The organism is Streptococcus oralis (assembly GCF_001578935.1).
GTDB lineage: Bacteria > Bacillota > Bacilli > Lactobacillales > Streptococcaceae > Streptococcus > Streptococcus oralis_R.
The window spans coordinates 71717-93157 of sequence record NZ_KQ969522.1; the positions used below are offsets into that span (position 1 = coordinate 71717).

23 protein-coding genes are annotated in these 21441 nt (G+C 45.2%); 9 read left to right on the forward strand and 14 right to left on the reverse strand.

Annotated elements, in window-relative coordinates; all coding sequences use genetic code 11:
• Nucleotides 1-201: 201 nt before the first annotated feature.
• Nucleotides 202-1833 carry a Na/Pi cotransporter family protein gene (locus SORDD15_RS06730; protein ID WP_061415812.1) on the forward strand — a complete coding sequence of 544 codons (1632 nt, stop codon included), beginning with the start codon at nucleotides 202-204 and terminating at the stop codon, nucleotides 1831-1833.
• A gap of 96 nt (nucleotides 1834-1929) precedes the next feature.
• Here SORDD15_RS06730 and SORDD15_RS06735 read toward each other — a convergent pair whose 3' ends face one another.
• Both SORDD15_RS06735 and pepA read right to left on the reverse strand, forming a co-directional pair.
• On the reverse strand, nucleotides 1930-2226 hold the full coding sequence (locus SORDD15_RS06735; protein ID WP_061415814.1) for a bacteriocin immunity family protein: 297 nt from the start codon (nucleotides 2224-2226) through the stop codon (nucleotides 1930-1932).
• Between the two features lie 21 nt (nucleotides 2227-2247).
• Nucleotides 2248-3312 (reverse strand): glutamyl aminopeptidase, encoded by a 1065-nt coding sequence (gene pepA / locus SORDD15_RS06740; RefSeq protein ID WP_061415816.1) that lies wholly within the window; start codon nucleotides 3310-3312, stop codon nucleotides 2248-2250.
• A 236-nt stretch (nucleotides 3313-3548) separates the two neighbouring features.
• Between pepA and SORDD15_RS06745 the strand changes: the two genes are divergently transcribed.
• The 4 genes from SORDD15_RS06745 (at nucleotide 3549) to SORDD15_RS06760 (ending at nucleotide 7273) form a co-directional block, all read left to right on the forward strand.
• Nucleotides 3549-4508: an ABC transporter permease gene (locus tag SORDD15_RS06745; RefSeq protein ID WP_061415818.1), complete on the forward strand. Its 960-nt coding sequence runs from the start codon at nucleotides 3549-3551 to the stop codon at nucleotides 4506-4508.
• On the forward strand, nucleotides 4498-5454 hold the full coding sequence (locus SORDD15_RS06750; protein WP_061415820.1) for an iron chelate uptake ABC transporter family permease subunit: 957 nt from the start codon (nucleotides 4498-4500) through the stop codon (nucleotides 5452-5454). The genes SORDD15_RS06745 and SORDD15_RS06750 overlap by 11 nt, the downstream gene beginning before the upstream one ends.
• Nucleotides 5451-6203 carry an iron ABC transporter ATP-binding protein gene (locus tag SORDD15_RS06755; protein ID WP_061415822.1) on the forward strand — a complete coding sequence of 251 codons (753 nt, stop codon included), beginning with the start codon at nucleotides 5451-5453 and terminating at the stop codon, nucleotides 6201-6203. Before SORDD15_RS06750 ends, SORDD15_RS06755 begins: the two co-directional genes overlap by 4 nt.
• Nucleotides 6204-6301: 98 nt before the next feature.
• A complete protein-coding gene (locus SORDD15_RS06760; protein WP_061415824.1) occupies nucleotides 6302-7273 on the forward strand; it encodes a siderophore ABC transporter substrate-binding protein in 972 nt (323 codons plus the stop codon).
• 32 nt (nucleotides 7274-7305) lie between these two features.
• Here the strand turns inward: SORDD15_RS06760 and yidD are convergent, their stop codons facing one another.
• The 12 genes from yidD to treP form a co-directional block, all read right to left on the reverse strand.
• A complete protein-coding gene (yidD, locus tag SORDD15_RS06765; protein WP_061415826.1) occupies nucleotides 7306-7548 on the reverse strand; it encodes a membrane protein insertion efficiency factor YidD in 243 nt (80 codons plus the stop codon).
• Nucleotides 7548-8270: a pseudouridine synthase gene (locus SORDD15_RS06770; protein WP_061415828.1), complete on the reverse strand. Its 723-nt coding sequence runs from the start codon at nucleotides 8268-8270 to the stop codon at nucleotides 7548-7550. Before SORDD15_RS06770 ends, yidD begins: the two co-directional genes overlap by 1 nt.
• Nucleotides 8257-8826, reverse strand: coding sequence for an SMC-Scp complex subunit ScpB (gene scpB, locus SORDD15_RS06775; RefSeq protein WP_061415830.1), 570 nt, complete (start codon nucleotides 8824-8826; stop codon nucleotides 8257-8259). The genes SORDD15_RS06770 and scpB overlap by 14 nt, the downstream gene beginning before the upstream one ends.
• 18 nt (nucleotides 8827-8844) lie before the next feature.
• Nucleotides 8845-9573 (reverse strand): segregation/condensation protein A, encoded by a 729-nt coding sequence (locus SORDD15_RS06780; RefSeq protein ID WP_061415832.1) that lies wholly within the window; start codon nucleotides 9571-9573, stop codon nucleotides 8845-8847.
• Complete coding sequence (xerD, locus tag SORDD15_RS06785; protein ID WP_330996576.1) at nucleotides 9573-10307, reverse strand: site-specific tyrosine recombinase XerD; 735 nt, start codon at nucleotides 10305-10307, stop codon at nucleotides 9573-9575. Before xerD ends, SORDD15_RS06780 begins: the two co-directional genes overlap by 1 nt.
• Nucleotides 10304-10765, reverse strand: coding sequence for a cyclic-di-AMP-binding protein CbpB (gene cbpB, locus SORDD15_RS06790; RefSeq protein ID WP_061415836.1), 462 nt, complete (start codon nucleotides 10763-10765; stop codon nucleotides 10304-10306). Before cbpB ends, xerD begins: the two co-directional genes overlap by 4 nt.
• Complete coding sequence (locus tag SORDD15_RS06795) at nucleotides 10762-11283, reverse strand: metallophosphoesterase (protein ID WP_061415838.1); 522 nt, start codon at nucleotides 11281-11283, stop codon at nucleotides 10762-10764. The genes cbpB and SORDD15_RS06795 overlap by 4 nt, the downstream gene beginning before the upstream one ends.
• Complete coding sequence (locus SORDD15_RS06800) at nucleotides 11259-12230, reverse strand: nucleoside-triphosphate diphosphatase (protein ID WP_061415840.1); 972 nt, start codon at nucleotides 12228-12230, stop codon at nucleotides 11259-11261. The genes SORDD15_RS06795 and SORDD15_RS06800 overlap by 25 nt, the downstream gene beginning before the upstream one ends.
• Nucleotides 12227-13021, reverse strand: coding sequence for a glutamate racemase (racE, locus tag SORDD15_RS06805; protein ID WP_061415842.1), 795 nt, complete (start codon nucleotides 13019-13021; stop codon nucleotides 12227-12229). The genes SORDD15_RS06800 and racE overlap by 4 nt, the downstream gene beginning before the upstream one ends.
• Before the next feature lie 66 nt (nucleotides 13022-13087).
• A complete protein-coding gene (locus tag SORDD15_RS06810; protein WP_061415844.1) occupies nucleotides 13088-13333 on the reverse strand; it encodes a YneF family protein in 246 nt (81 codons plus the stop codon).
• A 244-nt stretch (nucleotides 13334-13577) separates the two neighbouring features.
• Nucleotides 13578-15203, reverse strand: a complete 1626-nt coding sequence (treC, locus tag SORDD15_RS06815; protein WP_061415846.1) for an alpha,alpha-phosphotrehalase — start codon at nucleotides 15201-15203, stop codon at nucleotides 13578-13580.
• A gap of 181 nt (nucleotides 15204-15384) precedes the next feature.
• Nucleotides 15385-17355, reverse strand: coding sequence for a PTS system trehalose-specific EIIBC component (treP, locus tag SORDD15_RS06820; RefSeq protein ID WP_061415848.1), 1971 nt, complete (start codon nucleotides 17353-17355; stop codon nucleotides 15385-15387).
• A 184-nt stretch (nucleotides 17356-17539) separates the two neighbouring features.
• Between treP and treR the strand changes: the two genes are divergently transcribed.
• The 4 genes from treR to SORDD15_RS06840 all read left to right on the forward strand — a co-directional run bounded on the left by treR (nucleotide 17540) and on the right by SORDD15_RS06840 (nucleotide 21432).
• Nucleotides 17540-18262, forward strand: a complete 723-nt coding sequence (treR, locus tag SORDD15_RS06825) for a trehalose operon repressor (RefSeq protein ID WP_061415850.1) — start codon at nucleotides 17540-17542, stop codon at nucleotides 18260-18262.
• Between the two features lie 61 nt (nucleotides 18263-18323).
• Nucleotides 18324-18884 (forward strand): sugar O-acetyltransferase, encoded by a 561-nt coding sequence (locus SORDD15_RS06830; protein ID WP_061415852.1) that lies wholly within the window; start codon nucleotides 18324-18326, stop codon nucleotides 18882-18884.
• 262 nt (nucleotides 18885-19146) lie between these two features.
• Nucleotides 19147-20292 (forward strand): low temperature requirement protein A, encoded by a 1146-nt coding sequence (locus SORDD15_RS06835; protein ID WP_061415854.1) that lies wholly within the window; start codon nucleotides 19147-19149, stop codon nucleotides 20290-20292.
• Between the two features lie 207 nt (nucleotides 20293-20499).
• The gene (locus tag SORDD15_RS06840; RefSeq protein WP_061415856.1) at nucleotides 20500-21432 is read left to right on the forward strand and encodes a site-specific integrase; all 933 of its coding nucleotides are present in this window, start codon (nucleotides 20500-20502) and stop codon (nucleotides 21430-21432) included.
• The last annotated feature ends 9 nt before the right edge of the window (nucleotides 21433-21441 follow it).

The window sequence follows — 21441 nt, forward strand, 5'->3', positions numbered from 1 at the left end:
CTATAACTAGGATAAAAAACAGTTAAATTTGGATAAGTTCTATTTTAACATCTGTATTTTAAATAAAATCCTTCTTTTAGGGGAAATTAAAAAATTTAGTTATTTCCTACTGAAATGGCAGAAAAACACTTGTGAGATTTACTTTTATCCTTTAAAATAGAATAGGAGAAATTCCGTTATTATTTTCCGGAGGAAAAAGAAATGTCCATTAATTGGCAGGAAATTTTATTTCACTTTTTAGGAGGTCTAGGACTGTTTTTATACAGTATTAAGACCATGGGAGACGGTTTGCAACAAGCTGCTGGAGATCGCCTTCGTTTTTACATTGACAAGTACACTAGCAATCCCTTTTTAGGCGTTCTAGTTGGGATTGTCGTGACCGCCCTGATTCAGTCAAGTACAGGGGTTACAGTTATCACGGTTGGGCTGGTCAGCGCTAGTCTTCTCACTCTTCGACAGGCTATCGGAATTATCATGGGAGCCAATATTGGAACCACCGTTACTTCCTTTATCATCGGTTTCAAGCTTGGCGAGTATGCTTTACCCTTGATTTTCCTTGGAACCATGTTGCTATTCTTTACTAAAAACAGAACAGCAAACAATATCGGGCGCATCCTGTTTGGTGTCGGGGGAATCTTCTACGCCCTCAACCTCATCAGTGCCGGTATGAGTCCGCTTAAAGATTTACCACAATTCAAGGAATATATGGTAACCTTGGGACAAAATCCTATTTTGGGAGTAGTAGCTGGTGCAGTGATTACCGTCCTCATTCAGGCATCTTCTGCAACTATCGGAATTCTACAAGGTCTCTATGCAGGTGGGTTCCTTGACCTTAAAGGTTCGCTACCAGTTCTCTTCGGGGATAATATCGGGACAACCCTAACCGTTATCATTGCGGCAGCTGGAGCCAATATCTCTGCGAAACGCGTTGCAGCAACTCACGTTACCTTTAACGTTTTAGGAACCATCCTTTGCTTAATCTTGTTAGGCCCCTTCACTGCTATGATTGAGTATTTCCAAGCTTTACTTCATCTCTCACCTGAGATGACCATCGCCTTCTCTCACGGTGCCTTTAACGTAAGCAATACCATTGTACAATTTCCATTCATCGGAGCCTTGGCCTACTTTGTAACCAAGCTCATCCCTGGTGAAGACGAGGTTGTCAAGTACGAGCCTCTTTATCTCGACGAACAACTTATCCAGCAATCTCCTTCTATTGCTCTAGGAAATGCCAAAAAGGAACTCTTGCACTTGGGGAACTATGCAGCCAAAGCTTTTGACCTTTCTTATACCTATATCATCGGTTTGGATGAAAAGGTAGCTGAAAAAGGGCACAAGACAGAGGAAGCCATCAATACTATCGATGAAAAACTCACTCGTTACCTCATCAGACTCTCAAGCGAATCTTTGAGTCAAAAGGAAAGCGAAGTGTTGACCAACATTCTGGATTCATCTCGTGATTTGGAACGGATTGGGGACCACGCAGAAGGCTTGCTCAACCTAACCGACTACCTTCAACGTAAGAATGTTCATTTCTCTGAAGCTGCTCTAGAGGAATTAGCTGATATCTATCAAAAAACAACTGACTTTATCAAGGATGCACTTGATAGTGTGGAAAATAACGACATTGAAAAAGCTCAAAGCCTGATTGAACGCCATAAAGAAATCAACAATATGGAACGTGTTCTCAGAAAGACCCACATCAAACGCCTTAACAGGGGTGAGTGTTCTACACAAGCTGGGGTCAACTTCATCGACATCATTTCCCACTACACTCGTGTGTCTGACCATGCCATGAACCTAGCTGAAAAGGTCATCGCTGAACAAATTTAAGTACCTAAAAGCTATCCTGAATGGGATGGCTTTTTCGTCTCCTCATCAAGAATTTCTTTTCTAGCATATAGAAAAATGCTTTGATTCGCAGTGGAATCAAAGCATTTTAAAGAGTTCTCCAAACATAATAGCAGAAGCTGCAGTGCCTCTGTACTTGGCTTCTTCTCTTTTGATAAAGCGAGCCAAGTTGATCAATTCAGGTGCTGGGTGTTTGGGATTGATGAGCAATTCACGATTGACAAGTCCTGAGAGACGAACTGCTAATAATTGCTCATTTGTAGTAGGTAGCTTTTTAGCAGTCTCTATAAGAGCAGTAACTAAATCTTCACTCAAGCCCTGACGGGCATGGTTGTAGAGATCTTTTATAAGACTTTCTAGATTTTCTTCTGCCATCCTGACCACCTTCCCTTATATTTAATAATGTTTAATCAAATCAACCGTTGAACGATCCAATTTTTTCACCAAGGCTTGCAAGAAGGCTTGAGCTTCTAGGAAGTCATCCATCGCGTAGAGAGTTTGGTGAGAATGGATATAACGAGCACAGACACCGATAGTTGTAGATGGGACACCACCATTTTTCAGATGAGCTGCTCCAGCGTCCGTTCCGCCTTTTCCACAGTAGTATTGGTACTTGATGCCCGCTTCTTCAGCCGTTGTCAAAAGGAAATCCTTCATACCTGGGAGGAGCAAGTGACCTGGATCATAGAAACGAATCAAAGTTCCATCCCCAATCTTGCCTTGACCACCATAAACATCACCAGCAGGTGAACAGTCAACTGCCAGAAAGACTTCTGGGTCAAACTTAGTTGTAGAAGTATGAGCGCCACGAAGCCCAACTTCTTCTTGGACGTTAGAGCCAAGATAGAGTTCATTTCCCAGTTTTTGACCTGACAAGGCTTCTGCTAGCTCGCTTACCATGAGGACACCGTAGCGGTTGTCCCAAGCTTTTGAGATGATATTTTTTTCATTGGCTGTCAAGATAGCGGAACTATCTGGGACAATAGTGTCACCCGGACGGATGCCAAATCTTTCTGCCTCTGCCTTGTCCGCAAACCCACCATCAAAAATGATATCAGAGATAGCTGGCATGGTTGGGCCACCTGTACCACGCGTCAAATGTGGAGGAACAGAACCTGAGATCACTGGAATCTCACGACCGTCACGAGTAAAGAGTTTAAAGCGTTGGCTGCTGACCACCATAGGATTCCAGCCACCAATTTCAACGACACGGAAGGTTCCGTCTGGCTTAATCTCGCTGACCATAAAACCAACTTCATCCATGTGAGAAGCGACCAAGACGCGCGGTGCATCCGCAGCTTCTGAATGCTTGATACCAAAAATACCACCCAAGCCATCTGTCACTACTTCATCCACATGCGGTTTCAACTTTTCACGAAGATAAGTCCGGACAGGCGCTTCATGACCTGAGATCGCAGCAAGCTCCGTTACTTCTTTGATTTTTGAAAATAATGTTGTCATATCAGTTCCTTCTTTCTGTCCTCCATTTTACCACTTTTTATAGGAGAAGGATAGTGGGAAGGTGGATTGGTTTTTACTAGTTTATCCTATAAAATAGAGGGACAGATATTATTTCAGGAATTTTTCTTTCTTTTTACATTAAATTGTCAGAAAATTTATTGACAGATTAAAGAAATCATGTTACATTTATATCCGCAGGTATCTTTCGATACCAAATCTACATGAAAGGACGGGATATGAAACTTTCTCATTATTTAACTGGCTTACTTCTATTTTTGGTCTTTCTCTCCATTAGTATTGGAACCAGTGATTTTTCTTGGGAAAAATTCTTTGCTTTTGATCAACAGACTTGGCTTCTCTTTCAAGAGTCGCGTCTTCCAAGGACCATCAGTATTCTCCTTGCAGCCTCCAGTATGAGCATGGCAGGACTCCTCATGCAGACCATTACTCAAAATCAATTTGCTGCTCCGAGTACAGTCGGAACGACAGAAGCCGCTAAACTGGGAATGGTGCTGAGCCTCTTTGTCTTTCCGTCGGCTAGTCTGACCCAAAAGATGCTCTTTGCTTTTGGCTCATCCATTTTATTTACCCTCTTCTTCCTAGCCTTTATGACTATTTTTTCTATAAAGGAAAGGTGGATGTTGCCCTTGATCGGGATTATCTATAGTGGGATTATCGGTTCTGTCACAGAAGTTATCGCCTATCGGTTCAATCTGGTTCAGAGTATGACTGCTTGGACTCAGGGCTCCTTCTCCATGATTCAGACCCATCAGTATGAGTGGCTCTTCTTAGGCCTCATCATCCTGATAGCCGTTTGGAAATTGTCCCAAACCTTCACCATCATGAGTCTGGGCAAGGAAACCAGTGAGAGTTTGGGGATTTCTTACTCCCTACTTGAAAAGCTGGCCCTTTTTCTGGTGGCACTAACGACAAGTGTCACCATGATTACCGTGGGTGCCTTGCCTTTTCTCGGGGTTATCGTCCCCAATCTCGTCCGCAAGCGCTATGGAGATAATCTGAGTCAAACCAAACTTATCGTCTCTCTGGTCGGCGCCAATCTGGTTCTGGCCTGCGACATCCTCTCTCGAATCTTGATTCGACCCTATGAGCTGTCTGTCAGTCTCCTACTAGGAATCATTGGTAGCCTCGTCTTTATCCTACTTCTCTGGAGAGGGGGACGAAAAGATGCAGTTTAAAAGCAAACATACCAAACTCTTCTGCCTTCTCATTATTCTGGCCATCGGAGCTTGTCTCCTCTACTTTTGGCCTATCACCCAACTGTCTGCCTTTGCCTGGAAACTGCGTTCCCAAAAAATCATCGTTTATCTCTTGGTAGCTATCGCGACAGGAATTTCGACCATTAGTTTTCAAACCCTGACGGAAAATCGCTTTCTAACACCCAGTATTTTAGGAATTGAGTCCTTCTATGTCTTGCTACAGACCCTGCTACTGATATTTGAAAGCAAATTTCTACAGCTTGGAAAGTCTCCTATCTTAGAGTTCCTAGTCTTGCTTCTGCTTCAATCCCTCTTCTTTCTTGCCTTACAAGGCTACTTGAAGACGCTGATGAAGCAAGATCTAGTCTTCATCCTGCTAATCTGTCTAGCACTCGGAAGTCTCTTTCGAAATATCAGTACCTTCCTCCAAGTCCTGATGGATCCAAATGAATACGATAAACTGCAGAACAGTCTCTTTGCCTCCTTTCAGCATCTCAACACTTCCATCCTAGCCATCGGTTCTCTGATCATCCTCGCTTTGACAATCTTTTTCTTTCGAAAAGCAGTCGTTCTAGATGTCTTGCACCTGCAAAGAGAAACGGCTCAGATACTGGGACTGGATGTTGAAAAAGAACAGAGAGAACTCCTCTGGGGCATCGTGCTCTTGACCTCAACAGCCACTGCCTTGGTAGGGCCTATGGCCTTCTTCGGCTTTATGCTAGCCAATCTCACCTACCTCATTGTCAAAGATTATCGGCACAAGTTGCTCTTTATCGTAGCCATTCTGATTGGATTTATTAGTTTGACCTTGGGGCAGGCCCTCATCGAACGAGTCTTTGCACTGGAAATTCGCATCAGCATGATCATCGAGAGTGTGGGTGGGGTCTTATTCTTTATCTTACTATACAGGAGGGCACGTCGGTGAAACTGGAAAACATTGACAAATCCATTCAAAAACAGGATATTTTGCAAGACATTTCCCTTGAAGTCAGTCCTCAAAAACTGACAGCCTTCATTGGTCCAAATGGTGCTGGAAAATCGACTCTCCTCTCCATCATGAGCAGACTGACTAAGAAGGATCAGGGAATACTTAGTATCAAAGGGCGTGAAATTGAGAGTTGGAATTCGCAAGAACTGGCCAAAGAACTCACCATCCTAAAGCAGAAGATTAATTATCAAGCCAAATTGACCGTTGAAGAGCTGGTCAGCTTTGGACGTTTTCCCTACAGCCGTGGTCGACTGAGAGCAGAAGACTGGGAAAAAATCCGAGAAACCCTGGACTATCTGGAACTGACAAACTTAAAAGATCGCTACATCGATAGTCTGTCTGGAGGACAGCTTCAACGTGTCTTTATCGCTATGGTACTGGCCCAAGATACAGACTTTATCTTGCTGGACGAACCGCTTAACAATCTCGATATCAAGCAAAGTGTCAGCATGATGCAGATTCTTCGGCGACTGGTGGAGGAACTAGGGAAGACCATTATCATCGTCCTCCACGATATCAACATGGCTAGCCAGTATGCGGATGAAATTGTTGCCTTTAAAGACGGTCAAGTCTTTTGCAAGGGAAGGACTGCTCAAATCATGCAGGCTGACCTGCTCAGTCAACTCTATGAGATTCCCATCACGCTGGCTGATATCAATGGCAAAAAGATCTGTATCTATAGCTAGCTATTCTGAACTCATGTTAGAGAACCCTCTGTCTCTTAGCTAACAAGCCTATCTAAGAGACTCCCTACATCGTTATCACATTTTAAAAAGGAGAAATCATGAAAACATCCCTTAAACTTTATCTCACTGCCCTAGTGGCTAGCTTCTTGCTCCTACTTGGTGCATGTAGTACAAATACAAACTCAAGCACTAGCCAGACAGAGACAAGTAGCTCTGCTCCAACAGAGGTAACCATTAAAAGTTCACTAGATGAGGTCAAACTTTCAAAGGTTCCTGAAAAGATTGTAACCTTTGATCTCGGTGCTGCGGATACTATTCGCGCTTTAGGATTTGAAAAGAATATCGTCGGAATGCCTACAAAAACTGTTCCGACTTACCTAAAAGATCTCGCAGGAAATGTCAACAATGTGGGTTCTATGGTTGAGCCAGACCTAGAAGCCATTGCTGCTCTTGAACCGGATTTGATTATCGCTTCACCACGTACCCAAAAATTCGTAGACAAGTTCAAAGAAATTGCTCCAACTGTTCTCTTCCAAGCAAGTAAGGACGACTACTGGACTTCTACCAAGGCTAACATCGAATCTCTAGCAAGCGCCTTTGGTGAAACTGGTACACAGAAAGCCAAAGAAGAATTGGCCAACCTAGACAAGAGCATCCAAGAAGTCGCTACTAAAAACGAAAGTTCTGACAAAAAAGCCCTTGCTATCCTCCTCAATGAAGGAAAAATGGCTGCCTTTGGTGCCCAATCTCGTTTCTCTTTCTTGTATCAAACCTTGAAATTCAAACCAACAGATGCTAAAATCGAAGATTCTCGTCATGGACAAGAAGTCAGCTTTGAAGGTATCAAGGAAATGAATCCTGACATCCTCTTTGTCATCAACCGTACCCTTGCCATCGGTGGAGATAACTCTAGTAACGACGGCGTCCTAGAAAATACCCTCATCGCTGAAACTCCTGCCGCTAAAAATGGAAAAATTATCCAACTAACACCAGACCTCTGGTATCTAAGCGGAGGCGGCCTTGAATCAACAAAACTCATGATTGAAGACGCACAAAAAGCTTTGAAATAAGCAAGAAAACCCAACATCAGGTGATGTTGGGTTTATTTTCCTTCTTGATTTCGTTTGAGGGAAAAGTGGTCTGGGACGGGGTCCTGGCCTGTTTTCGACCAGGGGTGGCAACGTAAAATTCGAGCCAAGCCCATCAGAACACCCTTGAAGCCATGTTTTTCAATAGCCTGAATCATGTAATTTGAACAAGTCGGCTCAAAGCGACAAGAAGGTGGAAAGGCTGGCGAGATAAAACGTTGGTAAAAGCGCACAGGCGCTATTAAGATTCGTTTCATTATTTCTTGGTTACAGCCATGGTATGCAGTTGGCTGATTTCTTTTTTATTAAGGCGACGGGCTTCACCTGGACGGAGACCAGTCAAGTCTAGATGTCCAAAACGTGTCCGTGACAACTTATCCACTTGAAGATCGACAGCTTCAAACATCTTCTTAACCTGATGATTACGCCCTTCATGGATGGTCAACTGTACCACTGAGCGATTTTTAACTGGATCCACTTTGAGAATCTCATAGACAGCTGGCTTGGTTTTCTTGCCATCAATCTCAAGACCGCGGGTCAAGGGACGAAGATTGTCCTTATTGGCCACACCTTTAACACGCGCGACATAGACCTTATCAATCTCATTACGGGGGTGAATCATCTCATCCGTAAAGTCACCATCATTGGTCAAAATCAAGACACCTGATGTATCCCAGTCCAAACGTCCCACAGGGTAAATGCGTTCTTTGACATTGGGCAGAAGGTCGACAACAGTCTTACGACCCTTGTCGTCTGTTACACTGGAAATCACTCCACGTGGTTTATTAAGCAGATAGTAGACCTTTTCTTCGTTGTAGATGGGCTGGCTCTCAACTTCGACTTTATCGCCAGACTTGATGGTGGTTGCTAGTTCACGCACCACTTGGCCGTTAACCGTCACCAAACCTTGCTTGATCAGCTCCTCTGCTTTTCTCCTACTGGCCACACCTGCGTGGGCAATATACTTATTGATTCTCATCTTCTTCTATCCTTTCACCAAATAATTGGCTTTCTTGGGCTTGAATCTCAAGCTCATCAATCACTGGTAGTTCTTCCAAATGGTTAATCCCCATGTAATCTAGGAAATAATCCGTAGTCACATAGAGGTTGGGGCGGCCCAAAACTTCTTTTTTCCCATCTTCTCTTATCAGTTCAAAGGCTTGTAGCTTAGCTAGAGCTCCACTAGAATTAACCCCACGGATGGCATCAATCTCAATTCGGGTAATCGGTTGCTTGTAGGCAATGATGGACAAGGTCTCAAGGGCAGCCCGAGACAAGCTCTGGTTGATGGGTGCCTTGGAGTATTCCTTCAAAATCGCTGCAAATTGAGGCTTGGTGACCAATCTGTAGGCACCGCCTGTCTCAATCAGGGACAAGCTCGAATCTTGGTCTTTTTCATACTTCTGGGTTAATTTTTCTAAACTCTGTTGGATACCTGTCGGTGGTAGAGAGAGGAGTTCAGCTAACTGGCGGACTCGAATCCCATCTTCACCTGCTACAAACAAGAGCGCTTCTATTTCTGCTAAAGTACTCATCTTTCCTCTCTATCAAGTCTAGCTTTGTGCCTCTTGATTTTCTTCCTTCTTTTCCATGAGATAGATATCTCCGAAACTCTCCTCTTGCACGAGGGCCAGTTCCTGGGTTTTGATTAACTCTAGGGTTGCCAAAAAGAGGGTAATAACCTCTTGGACATTCTGGGCTTCCTTGAACAAATCCTGCAAGCACAACTGGTCTCGTCCAGCCAAGGACTCTTTTACGATGACCATCATGTCCTCAATCTTATACTCATCCCGCAAGATGGTCGTGTGATTCTGTGCGAACTCCTCTTTTTTCTTGGCTAGGATATTTGAAAAAGCCAAAAAGAGGTCAATGGTCGTCTTGTCATGCACAAGCTCAGCATCCTCGTAAATCAACTCTGTTGGCGCTTTGGAATAGTACTGGGCCCGATCTTGGTGCTTAGCCTCCAAGTGCTCACCCAAGAGCTTGAACTTGCGGTATTCTTCGATTTGAGAGAGAAGGTCCTGCTCCAGGTCATCCTCCAAGTCTGTCACTTCCGCTACCTTTGGCAAGAGCTTGCGGCTCTTGATCAGCATCAGTTGACTGGCCATGACCATATACTCGCCCGTCACTTCCAGACGCATGGCCTGCAGAGTTGAGACATAGGCTAGGTACTGTTCGATGACTTCCGTAATGGGCACATCGTAAATATCCATCTGGTACTTAGAAACCAGGTGCAAGAGCAGGTCCAGGGGCCCTTCAAAATCTTTTAATTTAATATCCATTATCTATATTTTTCTAAGGTCAGGACTGTTTTTAATCCTAGTTTTTTTGCAATTTCGTACAAATCGACCTTGTTTTCAATCTGTCTTAGAATGAACTGTTCCCGCAAGGCTTGGGCGGATAAGGCTGGAAAACCTTTCTCCTTGACAAAGGACTCTAGCTGACGAAAGGCCCACTGACGAGAATAGGCTTTCCCACCCCTTTCAAAGAGATAGGTCTGCCCCATCAAGGGTTCTAGCTCTGGAATCAAGGGCGCAGGAATGGTGACAATCCTCTGTTGGGAAGCCTTGTTAATTCGCAACACCTGAAAATCCAGATTGATATCCGCGACCTTGAGAACTAAAATCTCACTCGGTAACAAGCCTATTTCCAAGATAAGAAGCGCTAGTAAGCGTCCTTCTGGATAATTACTTTCCTGCCAAAAAGACTCTAGGTCTAAAATCTCTGGTTTTTCAGTCTTCTTTTCAGCTTGCTTAGCTAATTCCAGACGGTAAAAACTGTCCACCTCTCCTTTTCGATAGAGAAAGTAGAGAAATTGGTTACAGGCCGAAAGTTTTCGCTTCTGGGCGCTGATTTTTAGATTGGCTAGCTGTGCTTGGTAAATCTTGAGACTAGTTTCAGAGATCCGCTCATCTACAATGTCTAAAAATTGCTCCAAATCATACTTATAGGACTGCTTGGAATTGGCAGACAAACCCTGCTTTCCCTCTAAAAAGTCTGAAATCCTCTCTCTCATTTGCATCGAATCTCATATTCCTTACTAAAGTCATGCAAGAGGGCATTGACGACCTTGAGGATAGACTTGCGCGTGATGATTCCTTGAAAAATCCCTTCATCATCTACCACTGGCAAGAAGGGTTCATCTACCAGTTTATGGAGGACCTCTGTGATGTTATAGTCAGGAGCGACGACTGCCACATCTGTCTTAGTCATATTGACGATGTCTGTCTTTGCCATCTGCTCATCCGTCAAACCTTGCTCCATTTGATAAGCCAAAATGTCTCTCAGACCAATAGTCCCGACAAAGCGTTTGTCAAAGGTCACAACAGGGATACGGGTATAGGTGATTTGGCTCAGCACTAAAATCGCATGGTCAGCGTTATGGGTATCGATCAAGGCCGCTAGATTCTCAGCAGGTGTAAGAAAAGTCTCTTCCTGCTCCAATAAAAATGCTTCAAATTCCTTGGCAATCATCGAGCAAACTCCTTGGACAGACCTGGATAAACCTCATGATCACGTGTCAAAAAGTCCACTTTGAAATAGCTGTCATCAATCTCCACACGGGCATAGAGGCATTCTTGGATGGGACCACGAGGTTGGCTGATAGAGCCAGGATTTAAAAAGAGGGTCTTTCCTTCCATCCAAGCAGCCGGCACATGGAGATGCCCATAAAGACAAAGGTCTGCTTGCTCTTCTTGGGCCCAGAGGTCCAGTTTTTGAAAACTAAAGTTAATGTCAAAAAGGTGACCGTGGGTCTGGATGATCTTGGTTGGCCCTAGCTGGGTCACGAGGCGTTCTGGATAACCTCCGTAAAAGTCCATATTGCCCTTGACAACTTGGATTCCCTCCCATAGGGGAGAGTCGGGGCGAAGTTCTGAGTCACCATCGTGAAAAATGGCATCAACTTTCCCCAGATAGCGGTCACGGATTTCTTCCACAATCAAGCTATCTCCGTGGGAATCACTCATTACAATGATGGTTTGCTTTGCCATGATGGAAATACCTCCACTAATTTTTTCACCGCAAGTGCACGGTGGGATTGGCTATTTTTTTCTTCTAGAGTCAGCTCGGCCGAGGATTTACCTGTTTCTCCGACGAGAAAGAGGGGATCGTAGCCAAAGCCATTTTTACCCTTGGGCTCAAAGTTAATGTAACCTGGCCAGTCTGCTTCGACAACCAAGCTTTCCTTGTTTGGACTAGCTACGACTAGGGTTGTATGGAACTGGGCTGAACGGTCCTTGAGTTCAAAGACCATGGCCAATTCGTGCAAGAGTTTGGCATTGTTTTCACGGTCTGTCGCTCCGACTCCTGCGAAACGAGCTGACCAGACACCCGGCAACCCACCCAGAACATCCACTTTGAGGCCTGAGTCATCTGCTAGAACCATTTTCCCTGTAAGTTTAGAAATGGTTTCAGCCTTGAGGCGAGCATTTTCTTCAAAGGTCATACCTGTTTCTGCGACTTCAGGCAAATCTGGATAGTCATTGAGATTTTCCACATCGTAGCCTAGTTTATCAAAAATCGCTCGGAATTCCTTGGTCTTGCCTTCGTTGCGAGTCGCAATCAATAAGGTTTCTCTGACCTTACTAGTTTCAAAGAAGGTTTCTACATCGACTCCTTCTTTAGGCAATTCGACATGCAGGAGTTGTCCATTTTCAATCAAGAGCAGAGCTCCCTGACGTTGGATGACTTCTAGATTGCGACCTGCTTCTTGGTTCAAGATGTCAAGTACAAAGGAAAGCAGGCGGTAAGGAGAGTTATAGCGTAAAACAGTGACAGAAAGCGGAAAGCCCCGTTCTTCGTCCCGAAAGATTTGAGACAGTTCAAAGAGAGGAAAATCAATCTCCTCATCCGTCAAGGTGCGAATCCCACCAAAAACACTATAGGACCCGACATACCAGTCTTGGTCGTCCTTGTATTCATAAATTTTCTTTGTCATAATGTTACATGCTCCACGTGAAGGTCTTTTTCCAGCCATTCTTCGGCGATTTTCTTAAAACTCTGGCTACTGGCTGTAGTGTAAAAGCGGTGATGCAAGGTGACATCTTTCCGACTGCGATTGATCTCAAAATAATTGAGCAAGACGGAAATATCCCGCACGCACTCCGCTCCGCTATCGATCAAGGTGACCTCAGGCCCCATGACATTTTGGATGATAGGACGAAGGAGCGGATAATGGGTACAGCCTAAAACCAAGGTATCCACGCGCCCCACCAAGGGACGCAGGGTCTCATAAACCACCTTTTTAGTCAAGCTGGTTGAAAGCGCCCCTGACTCCACCAAAGGCACAAACTTCGGACAAGCCAGACTCTCTACCTGCAAGGTCGGTGCCAGATCCTGAATCTTTTCACGGTAAATATCTGACTGGACCGTCATGGGAGTTCCAATAACACCGATTTTCCCGTCTTTGGTGGCTTGAATAGCGGCCGAAGCGCCTGGTAAGATCACTCCTAAAACAGGAATGTCCAAGGCTTCCTTGATTTCTTCCCAAACAACAGCTGTCGCTGTATTGCAGGCAAAAACAATCATCTTGACATCCTTGGTCAAGAGAAAGTTGACCAACTGCCAAGTATATTCCCGAATCTGCTCCGCTGGTCTTGGTCCGTAGGGTGCTCTGGCTGAATCACCAATATAGACAATTTCTTCATGAGGGAGCTGTCTCATCAGCTCTCTGACGACCGTCAGTCCCCCCACACCCGAATCTAAAAATCCAATAGGTCGATTATCCATCAGCTCTTCTTTCTAAAAATAGGGTTGGAGTGACACTCCAACCTCCTCTTTTATATGGTTTCTTGCTTATTTTTTCTTGCTATTTGCAAGGGCTGCCTTTTGTTGGCGAATGATTTGGTGGTAGACTTGTTGCACTTTTGCTTCGCTTGGTTTTTGTCCATTAGCCGACAGCAAGGCCCGTACAGCTTCTGCATTGAGGCGAGGGTTGTCTGCAAATTCTTTTTCCACTTGCTTGCGCACCAAGTACATGCCTCCAAGGGCTCCACCCAGGAAGGCCACGATAATCAAAACGATTGCTAAAATTAGATCCATTTGTATCTCCTATTTCTTTTTTATACTCCATGAAAATCATCAGCAAACTAGGAAGCTAGTCTCAGGTTGCTCAAAACACTGTTTTGAGGTTACAGATAGAGCTGACGTGGTTTGAAGAGATTTTAGAAAGAGTATTATCTGTATCCATTATACCACAAAGTCCCCCGACTGACTAGTTTGACCTTTCCTGCTCATTTGGTTACGTTTCAAAAAAAGAGCCTGAAAGCAGACTCTTTGGCATTCTTTACTTTGTATAAAGGGCCAGGGTTTGATAGGGTTTGAGTGTGACTGTTTCTGCCACTTCTGTCCCTCGATAGTTGGAAAGGAGCACCTGCCCCTTCTGGTAGTCGGCTGGGAGAGTGACCACTACCTCTCTACCGTAGAAATTATTGAGCACCAGCAGTTTTTGATCTTCATAATGACGCTCAAAGGCGTAAACCTGATTGCTCTCTTCTAGGGCTGGCAGGTAGCTTCCTTCTGAGATGATGGGCAATTCCTTGCGCAGGCGAATCAGCTCTTTGTAAAAGTTGAAAATAGGACCCTCTATTTCCTTTTCAACGTTGATATCTTTATAGGACTTGCCTGCTTTTAGCCAGGGAGTCCCGGTGGAGAATCCTGCATTTAGAGACGCATCCCACTGCATGGGCGTGCGGGAGTTGTCCCGGGATTTGGCTTGGATGATCTTGAAGGCCTCTTCTGGTGTTTTTCCTTGTTCCAGAAGCGATTGATAAGCATTGATCGACTCCACATCGACATAGTCACTCATGCCCTCATAGTCTGGGTCAACCATGCCGATTTCTTCTCCCATGTAGATATAAGGAGTTCCCCGTGATAGATGAATGCTGGCAGCCAGCATAGTAGCTCCTTCCTGACGGAAATTTTGAATATCCACAAAACGGTTAAGGGCCCGAGGTTGGTCGTGGTTGTTCCAGAAGAGAGCACTCCAGCCACCACGCTCGCTCATTTCCTTGCCCCAAGTGTGAAAGAGACGCTTAAGTTCCTCAAAGTCAAAAGCTGCAAGGGTCCATTTCTGGCCGTCTTCATAGTCCACTTTGAGGTGGTGGAAGTTAAAGGCCATGGACAATTCCTCACGTTCTGGAGCTGAGTAAAGCACGCAGTTGTCAATGGTTGTGGACGACATTTCCCCAACTGTCATAAAGCTATCGTCAGATCCAAAAGTGGCTTGGTTCATCATCCGCAAATAGTCATGAACGATGGGCTTGTCTGTGTAGGCTGGTTTCCCTTCATTTTCAGGGCAATCCCGCAACACCTCGTCCTTGCCAATCAAATTAATCACATCAAAACGGAAGCCCTTGACCCCCTTGTCCCGCCAGAAATTGACGACCTTGAACAATTCCTTGCGGACATTGGGATTGCGCCAATTCAGATCCGCCTGGGTCACATCAAAGAGGTGGAGATAGTACTTGCCTGTATCGCCAAAGGGAGCCCAGGCAGAGCCTCCAAACTTAGAGACCCAGTCGGTTGGTTGGTCTTGGATGAAAAAGAAGTCTTGGTAATAGGGATCTCCTCCAAGAGCCTTTTGAAACCACTCGTGCTCTATCGAACAGTGGTTGAGCACCATATCAAGCATAAAATCAATCCCGTGCTCTTTTCCGACCCGAATCATTTCTTCGAAATCCACCATATCCCCAAAGAGTGGGTTGACAGCTGTATAGTCTGAAATATCGTAGCCATTGTCCCGTTGGGGGCTAGGATAGAAAGGATTGAGCCAGATCATATCCACGCCCAGTTCTGCTAGATAGGGAATCTTCTCGGTAATGCCTCGGAGGTCACCCACCCCATTTCCTGTCGTATCTTTAAAGGATTTTGGGTAGATTTGGTAGACCACCTTTGTTTTATCAAATGTCATCTTCGTTTCCTTTTTTAAAAAGGGGAGGGCTTGCGCCACCACCCCGGTTGCTTGTTCTAGTTCGTTTCAACTACTTGATTTGCTTTTTTAATTTTTTCCAAAGAAGGGATCTGATTTTCATCATTAGCAGATTCCTCGCCACTTCCTATGCGGTCGTGCGATGATTTTCTAATCGTCTGGATTAAATCCGTGTTCCCTTCAAGAGTTCCTGACCCTGTTGGATGGTGCGTGGCAAGTCTCCTTGGATCTCCACTTGGAAGGCATCCTGATTGGTGACGATCACTGGGGTTTCTGCGACCAATCCAGCTGCGTGAATCGTCTCGATGTCAAAGCTAATCAGAGCTTGTCCAAGGGTCACTTTGTCGCCTTGACTCACATGGGCTTCAAAACCGTTGCCATCTAGGCTCACGGTATCCATGCCGATGTGCATCAAAAGCTCCACTCCTTGATCAGAAAGGATGCCGATGGCGTGTTTAGTCGGAAAGAGCACCGTAACCGTTCCATTGACAGGCGCTAGCAAGCGCCCCTCACTTGGCTCGATGACCACTCCTTGACCCATGACACCGGATGAGAAAACAGGGTCTGTCGCTTGGCTCAATGCTTTGACTTGACCAGCAAGAGGGCTCAAGATATTCACCACTTCCCCACTAGCAGCTTCATGGTGACTGGTAAATTCTGGCTCTTCCTGGGCTTCAAATTCTGCTTGAAGGTCTGTATCATCCTCTGTCTTGGTAAAGAGACCAGCCTTACGAAAGAAAACAGTGAGAATCATTGGAACTGCGATTGCAACCAACATGACACCTGCAAATGGCAGCATGTATTGAGGTTGGATGGAGAGGATTCCTGGAAGTCCACCGATACCAATAGAGGCAGCAGTGACGTTAAAGGTAACGGATAAGAGTCCTGCTATTGAAGAACCAATCATTCCTGCAACGAAGGGATAGATGTACTTGACATTGACCCCAAAGAGGGCAGGTTCGGTCACTCCGAGATAGGCTGAAATAGTGGCTGGCAATGAAATCTGTGCTTCACGTTCATTTTTGCGGTGAATCAGATAATAGGCAAAAACAGCTGACCCTTGGGCGATATTAGAAAGGGCAATCATAGGCCAAAGACCAGTCCCGCCCGCATCAGCAATAAGTTGCGTATCAATGGCATTGGTCATATGGTGAAGACCTGTAATGACAAAGGGCGCATAGAGAGCACCAAAGATAGCACCAAAGAGCCATTTAACAGGACCCGTCAAGCCTGCAAGAACGACAGCTGATAGGCCTTGTCCAACAGTCCAACCAATCGGTCCCAAAACGGTATGCGCCAAAATCAAGGCTGGAATCAGGGACAAGAAGGGTACAAAAATCATGGAGACCACTTCTGGAATATGCTTGCGCCAGAAAATTTCGAGGTAGGACAAGCTCAAACCTGCAAGAAGAGCTGGGATAACCTGAGCTTGGTAACCAATTCGATTGATAGTAAAGGCACCAAAGTTCCAAACCCAATCCGCTGCAATCACCTCAGCAGGCGTCGATGCTACGGCATAGGCATTGAGCAACTGAGGCGAGACCAAACAAATCCCAAGCACGATTCCCAAGATTTGGCTGGTTCCCATCTTGCGTGACACCGACCAGGTGATCCCTACTGGCAAGAATTGGAAGATGGCTTCTCCTGGAAGCCAGAGGAAGTGATTGATCCCTGCCCAGAACTGCGAAACTTCCGTAATGGTCTTGCCATCTAGCATAGACCAGTGCACGCCCTCTAGGACATTTCTAAAACCAAGGATCAGCCCTCCAACGATCAAGGCTGGAATGATCGGAGTAAAGATTTCCGCCAAGGTTGTCATGACACGTTGGATTGGATTTTGATTGCTCTTAGCAGCGGACTTGGCTGCTTCTTTTGATACCCCTTCGATCCCAGAAACCGCCGTAAAGTCGTTGTAGAAAAGTGGCACGTCATTTCCGATGATAACCTGAAACTGACCTGCATTGGTAAAGGTTCCTTTAACAGCTGGAATAGCTTCAATAGCCTTGACATTGGCTTTTTTATCATCGCCTAGGACAAAGCGCATGCGTGTCGCACAGTGGCTCACTGCTGTGATGTTTTCCTTGCCTCCGATTGCCAGCAGCAAATCTTTAGCTTCTTGTTCAAATTTTCCCATTTGAGTCTCCTTATGGTCAATGTGTAATTGACTTGATAACTCTATTGTAATCGATACCAAACTTGTCTGCAACTTGTTTGGATAAAATTCTCCTGTTTTTGATAAAATTTTTGACGCTTGTATGGTAAAATAAAAACAAGTTGGCTTTTTATCGATGGAAATCCAAATTCAGAAAGGAATTTGTATGAAAAAATACCAAGAAATCTTTTATAAGCTTAAACAGCAAATCCAAGCAGAAACCTATCCTGTTGGAAACTTTCTTCCCAGCGAGCATGAGTTGATGGCGCTCTACGGCGTCAGTCGAGATACCGTTCGTAAGGCGCTGAAAAATCTGCAAGAAGAGGGACTCATCCGAAAGATCCGAGGTCAAGGTTCCCAGGTTATCCAGGAAGAAACGGTCAATTTCCCCGTTTCCAACCTGACCAGCTACCAAGAACTGGTCACAGAACTGGGCCTCCAGTCCAAAACCAATGTCGTCAGCCTAGATAAAATTATCATTGACAAAAAAACGGCCCTCTTGACTGGTTTCCCAGAATTTCGCCTGGTCTGGAAGGTGGTTCGCCAGCGGGTCGTTGACGACCAAGTTTCTGTTTTAGATACCGACTATCTGGACATGGAATTGATCCCCAGACTGAGCCGTGACATTGCAGAGCAGTCCATCTACGCCTATCTAGAAGGGGAGTTAAAACTAGTCATCGCCTACGCTCAAAAGGAAATCACCATTGATAAGGCCCGCGATCACGACAAGATTCTCATGGATATTGGCAAGGACCCTTATGTGGTTTCTGTCAAATCCAAGGTCTATCTCCAAGACGGGCGCCAATTTCAGTTCACCGAAAGCCGGCACAAATTGGAGAAGTTTCGCTTTGTGGACTTTGCCAGACGACAGCAAGCCGACCCTCACTAGTCATTTTTTTACAAAATACTCATCTTTTTGGTAAAATAGTAAGAAAGCTCTGGAGGCAAGCATGAAATCAGAATATCAAAAAATGATCGCAGGGGAATTCTACTTTCCTAGCGATCCAGAATTACGACAGCTAGCTCAGAAATCGCGCCAACATCAAAACGCCTTTAATAATGAGCAGGATGCTCAAAAGCGCAGCGAGATCATCAAATCTTGGTTTGGAAGCACCGGCCAACACCTCCATATGGAGACAGGCTTTTGCACCGACTATGGCGTCAATATCCATGTCGGGGAACACTTTTATGCCAACTGGAATTTGACCATGCTGGATGTCTGTCCTATCACTATCGGATCCAATGCCATGATCGGGCCCAACTGTCAATTTTTGACCCCTCTTCACCCTTTGGATCCTGAGGAGCGCAATTCGGGCGTCGAGTACGGAGCACCTATCACCATTGGCGATAATTTCTGGGCTGGCGGTGGTGTCATCGTACTTCCTGGGGTCACCCTCGGAGACAATGTTGTCGCTGGCGCAGGAGCAGTTATCACCAAGTCCTTTGGCGACAATGTCGTTCTTGCTGGAAATCCCGCTCGCGTTATCAAAACCATCCCTGTCAAATACTAATACCCTTGAGAATCTCTTCAAACTACGCTAACTTAGGCAGTTCTATCGACAACCTCAAAGCCCTGCTTTAAGCAAGCTGCGAATGATTTTCATTGAGTATAACTCGAAAATCCAATAGCGCACAGTTAGTAGCAGAGCTACCAGACCTTCTCCAACCAGCACTTATACCAAGTATCAAGGAGCCTTCTCTTGTCGATTTTCCATCTACATCAAGGCTCTTTTTGACTAGTAATCCCATCTTTATTTTCAGAAAGGAAATTTCATGTCGTCACTTATCAAGCATAAGCGAGTGGAGTTCAGTGAACTCTTTTACGACCTCGTTTTTGTCTATGCTATTTCTAAAACAACAGCCCTCATCCACCATCTCCATCACGGAGTGCTGGGCTGGGAATCCATCCTGTCTTTTCTTATCACCCTCATCATCCTGATCAATAGCTGGATGATCCAGACCGTTTTTACCAATCGTTATGGGAAAAATTCCCTCTTTAACATGGTCATCATGTTTATCAATATGGCTATGCTGCTCCTGATTTCAAATATGATCACAGCAGACTGGCAAGGTTATTTCTACCCTTTTAGTTGGGCAGTCGGAACCCTCTCCTTCACCCTCTTTTTCCAATACTTGGTAGAATACCTTCGTAAAAGTAATCCTCAAGAAGACCGCCCCATTCTCAAACGCTTCCTCTGGATCACGGGGCTTCGCTTTGCCAGTGTTTATCTAGCGGCACTCCTTCCCCTCGCTATGGCCTTCCCCGTCTTTCTGATTGGGATTTTGGGAACCTTTCTCCTGCCCCTAACACTGAACCAGACCCCCAATGCCTTTCGTGTCAACTTCCCCCATCTGATCGAGCGGATTTCGCTCCTTGTGATCATTACCTTTGGCGAGATGGTCATGGGACTTGCGAATTTCTTCACACCTGAGACCTTCTCTCTTAGCTCCGTCCTCTACTTTATCCTCATGATTCTGCTCTTTCTCTTTTACTTTGGGCAGTTTGACCATGCCATTGACGAGGGTCTGGATACCGGCGGCGTCTTTCTCATCTATAGCCACTATCCGATCTTTATCGGTCTTATCCTCATCACCGTTTCCATGAGTTTCCTTCAGGATCCCAGTGCCAACGCTCTCTTTGCCACCACTTCCTTTTATCTGGGAATTGGGCTAGTGCAACTGGCAACTCTGGCCAACGGTCGCTACAACAAGGACTACCTCCGCTATCCTACCAGTTTTTACGCCCTTCAACTGACGACTCTACTCGTCAGCTATATCTTGTCCTTGTTGCTAGCTTCGAACGCCACGCTTGTCATCGCCATCGCGACGCTCGCAAGTCTTCTAGCCGAGGCTCACTCTATCCATTTTTACATGACCCAAGTCAAAAAACATGCTCATCCCAACTGGGATCTGTTTTAAGAATGGCTCTGTTTCAATTTTTTGATACAGGAAATCCTAACTCCCACTAGTCCATCACACCATCCTAGTTCTCCGAGCTGGGATGGTTTCTTTATTCCGTGGAGAACATCAGAAGGCTTCAAAACAGCTCCTATCTCAAGGAAGGAGTACAATGAAAGTGGTTCTATCCCAAACCACAATACAACTTTTACAGAGGAGGACAAGGATATGTCTACCGCACCATTTCATAGTCATTCGTTATTTCACCAGTTTTACGCGGATTGGATTGAAACCTATAAGAAGGGGGCCGTCCAAAGAGTCACTTTGCAAAAATATCAGATGAGCTTGCAGTGGGTCAGACGCTTAGCTCCCAAGCTAAAAATAGAAGAGATTAGTCGCACCACTTATCAGAAATTGCTGAATGACTATGCTGACTATCATGAAAGACAAACAACGCTTGATTTTCACCATCAACTCAAGGCTGCGATTTTAGACTGTGTAGACGAGGGTTGGGTGGCAAAGGATCCTACACGCAAAGCCATTATCAAAGGTCGAGCCCCTCGACCTAAAAAACAAAAATTCCTCAATCAGTACGAACTTCATAAATTACTGGAGGACTTAGAGCTGGGGGCAAGTCCCGACTGGGATTGGATGATTCTCCTCATCGCAAAGACTGGTCTTCGCTTTTCAGAAGCCCTGGCACTGACACCACTGGATTTTGACTTTAACCACCAGACCTTGAGTGTCACCAAAACTTGGGACTACAAACGAAACACGGGCTTTCTACCGACCAAAAATATGTCATCTATTCGAAAGGTTCCGATTGACTGGCAAACGGTCATCCAATTTAGTGAACTCGTCAAAGATTTACCCGAAGATCAACCCATTTTCGTTCACGGTCCTATCTGGAATTCAACACCAAATAAGCGTCTTGAGCGCCATTGCCAGCATGTCCATATCCCTGTGATTAGTCTCCACGGTCTGCGCCATACTCATGCTTCTATCTTACTTTTTGCAGGAGCTTCTATCGCCAGTGTCGCTAGACGACTGGGCCACTCCAGTATGACGACCACACAAAAGACCTATCTTCATATCATCGCTGAATTGGAAAACAAAGACATTGATATCGTCATGCGCGCCCTATCTAGCCTAGGTCGTTAGTTAGTTGAG

Coding starts and splice junctions, on each gene's coding strand:
- xerD (WP_330996576.1), bottom strand. CDS start 10,307: ATGAGAGAGAGGATTTCAGACTTTTTAGAGGGAAAGCAGGGTTTGTCT.
- SORDD15_RS06800 (WP_061415840.1), bottom strand. CDS start 12,230: ATGACAAAGAAAATTTATGAATACAAGGACGACCAAGACTGGTATGTC.
- pepA (WP_061415816.1), bottom strand. CDS start 3,312: ATGACAACATTATTTTCAAAAATCAAAGAAGTAACGGAGCTTGCTGCG.
- cbpB (WP_061415836.1), bottom strand. CDS start 10,765: ATGATTGCCAAGGAATTTGAAGCATTTTTATTGGAGCAGGAAGAGACT.
- SORDD15_RS06780 (WP_061415832.1), bottom strand. CDS start 9,573: ATGGATATTAAATTAAAAGATTTTGAAGGGCCCCTGGACCTGCTCTTG.
- racE (WP_061415842.1), bottom strand. CDS start 13,021: ATGGATAATCGACCTATTGGATTTTTAGATTCGGGTGTGGGGGGACTG.
- SORDD15_RS06795 (WP_061415838.1), bottom strand. CDS start 11,283: ATGGCAAAGCAAACCATCATTGTAATGAGTGATTCCCACGGAGATAGC.
- SORDD15_RS06830 (WP_061415852.1), top strand. CDS start 18,324: ATGAAATCAGAATATCAAAAAATGATCGCAGGGGAATTCTACTTTCCT.
- SORDD15_RS06745 (WP_061415818.1), top strand. CDS start 3,549: ATGAAACTTTCTCATTATTTAACTGGCTTACTTCTATTTTTGGTCTTT.
- treR (WP_061415850.1), top strand. CDS start 17,540: ATGAAAAAATACCAAGAAATCTTTTATAAGCTTAAACAGCAAATCCAA.
- SORDD15_RS06735 (WP_061415814.1), bottom strand. CDS start 2,226: ATGGCAGAAGAAAATCTAGAAAGTCTTATAAAAGATCTCTACAACCAT.
- scpB (WP_061415830.1), bottom strand. CDS start 8,826: ATGAGTACTTTAGCAGAAATAGAAGCGCTCTTGTTTGTAGCAGGTGAA.
- treC (WP_061415846.1), bottom strand. CDS start 15,203: ATGACATTTGATAAAACAAAGGTGGTCTACCAAATCTACCCAAAATCC.
- SORDD15_RS06840 (WP_061415856.1), top strand. CDS start 20,500: ATGTCTACCGCACCATTTCATAGTCATTCGTTATTTCACCAGTTTTAC.
- SORDD15_RS06730 (WP_061415812.1), top strand. CDS start 202: ATGTCCATTAATTGGCAGGAAATTTTATTTCACTTTTTAGGAGGTCTA.
- SORDD15_RS06760 (WP_061415824.1), top strand. CDS start 6,302: ATGAAAACATCCCTTAAACTTTATCTCACTGCCCTAGTGGCTAGCTTC.
- SORDD15_RS06770 (WP_061415828.1), bottom strand. CDS start 8,270: ATGAGAATCAATAAGTATATTGCCCACGCAGGTGTGGCCAGTAGGAGA.
- SORDD15_RS06750 (WP_061415820.1), top strand. CDS start 4,498: ATGCAGTTTAAAAGCAAACATACCAAACTCTTCTGCCTTCTCATTATT.
- yidD (WP_061415826.1), bottom strand. CDS start 7,548: ATGAAACGAATCTTAATAGCGCCTGTGCGCTTTTACCAACGTTTTATC.
- treP (WP_061415848.1), bottom strand. CDS start 17,355: ATGGGAAAATTTGAACAAGAAGCTAAAGATTTGCTGCTGGCAATCGGA.
- SORDD15_RS06810 (WP_061415844.1), bottom strand. CDS start 13,333: ATGGATCTAATTTTAGCAATCGTTTTGATTATCGTGGCCTTCCTGGGT.
- SORDD15_RS06835 (WP_061415854.1), top strand. CDS start 19,147: ATGTCGTCACTTATCAAGCATAAGCGAGTGGAGTTCAGTGAACTCTTT.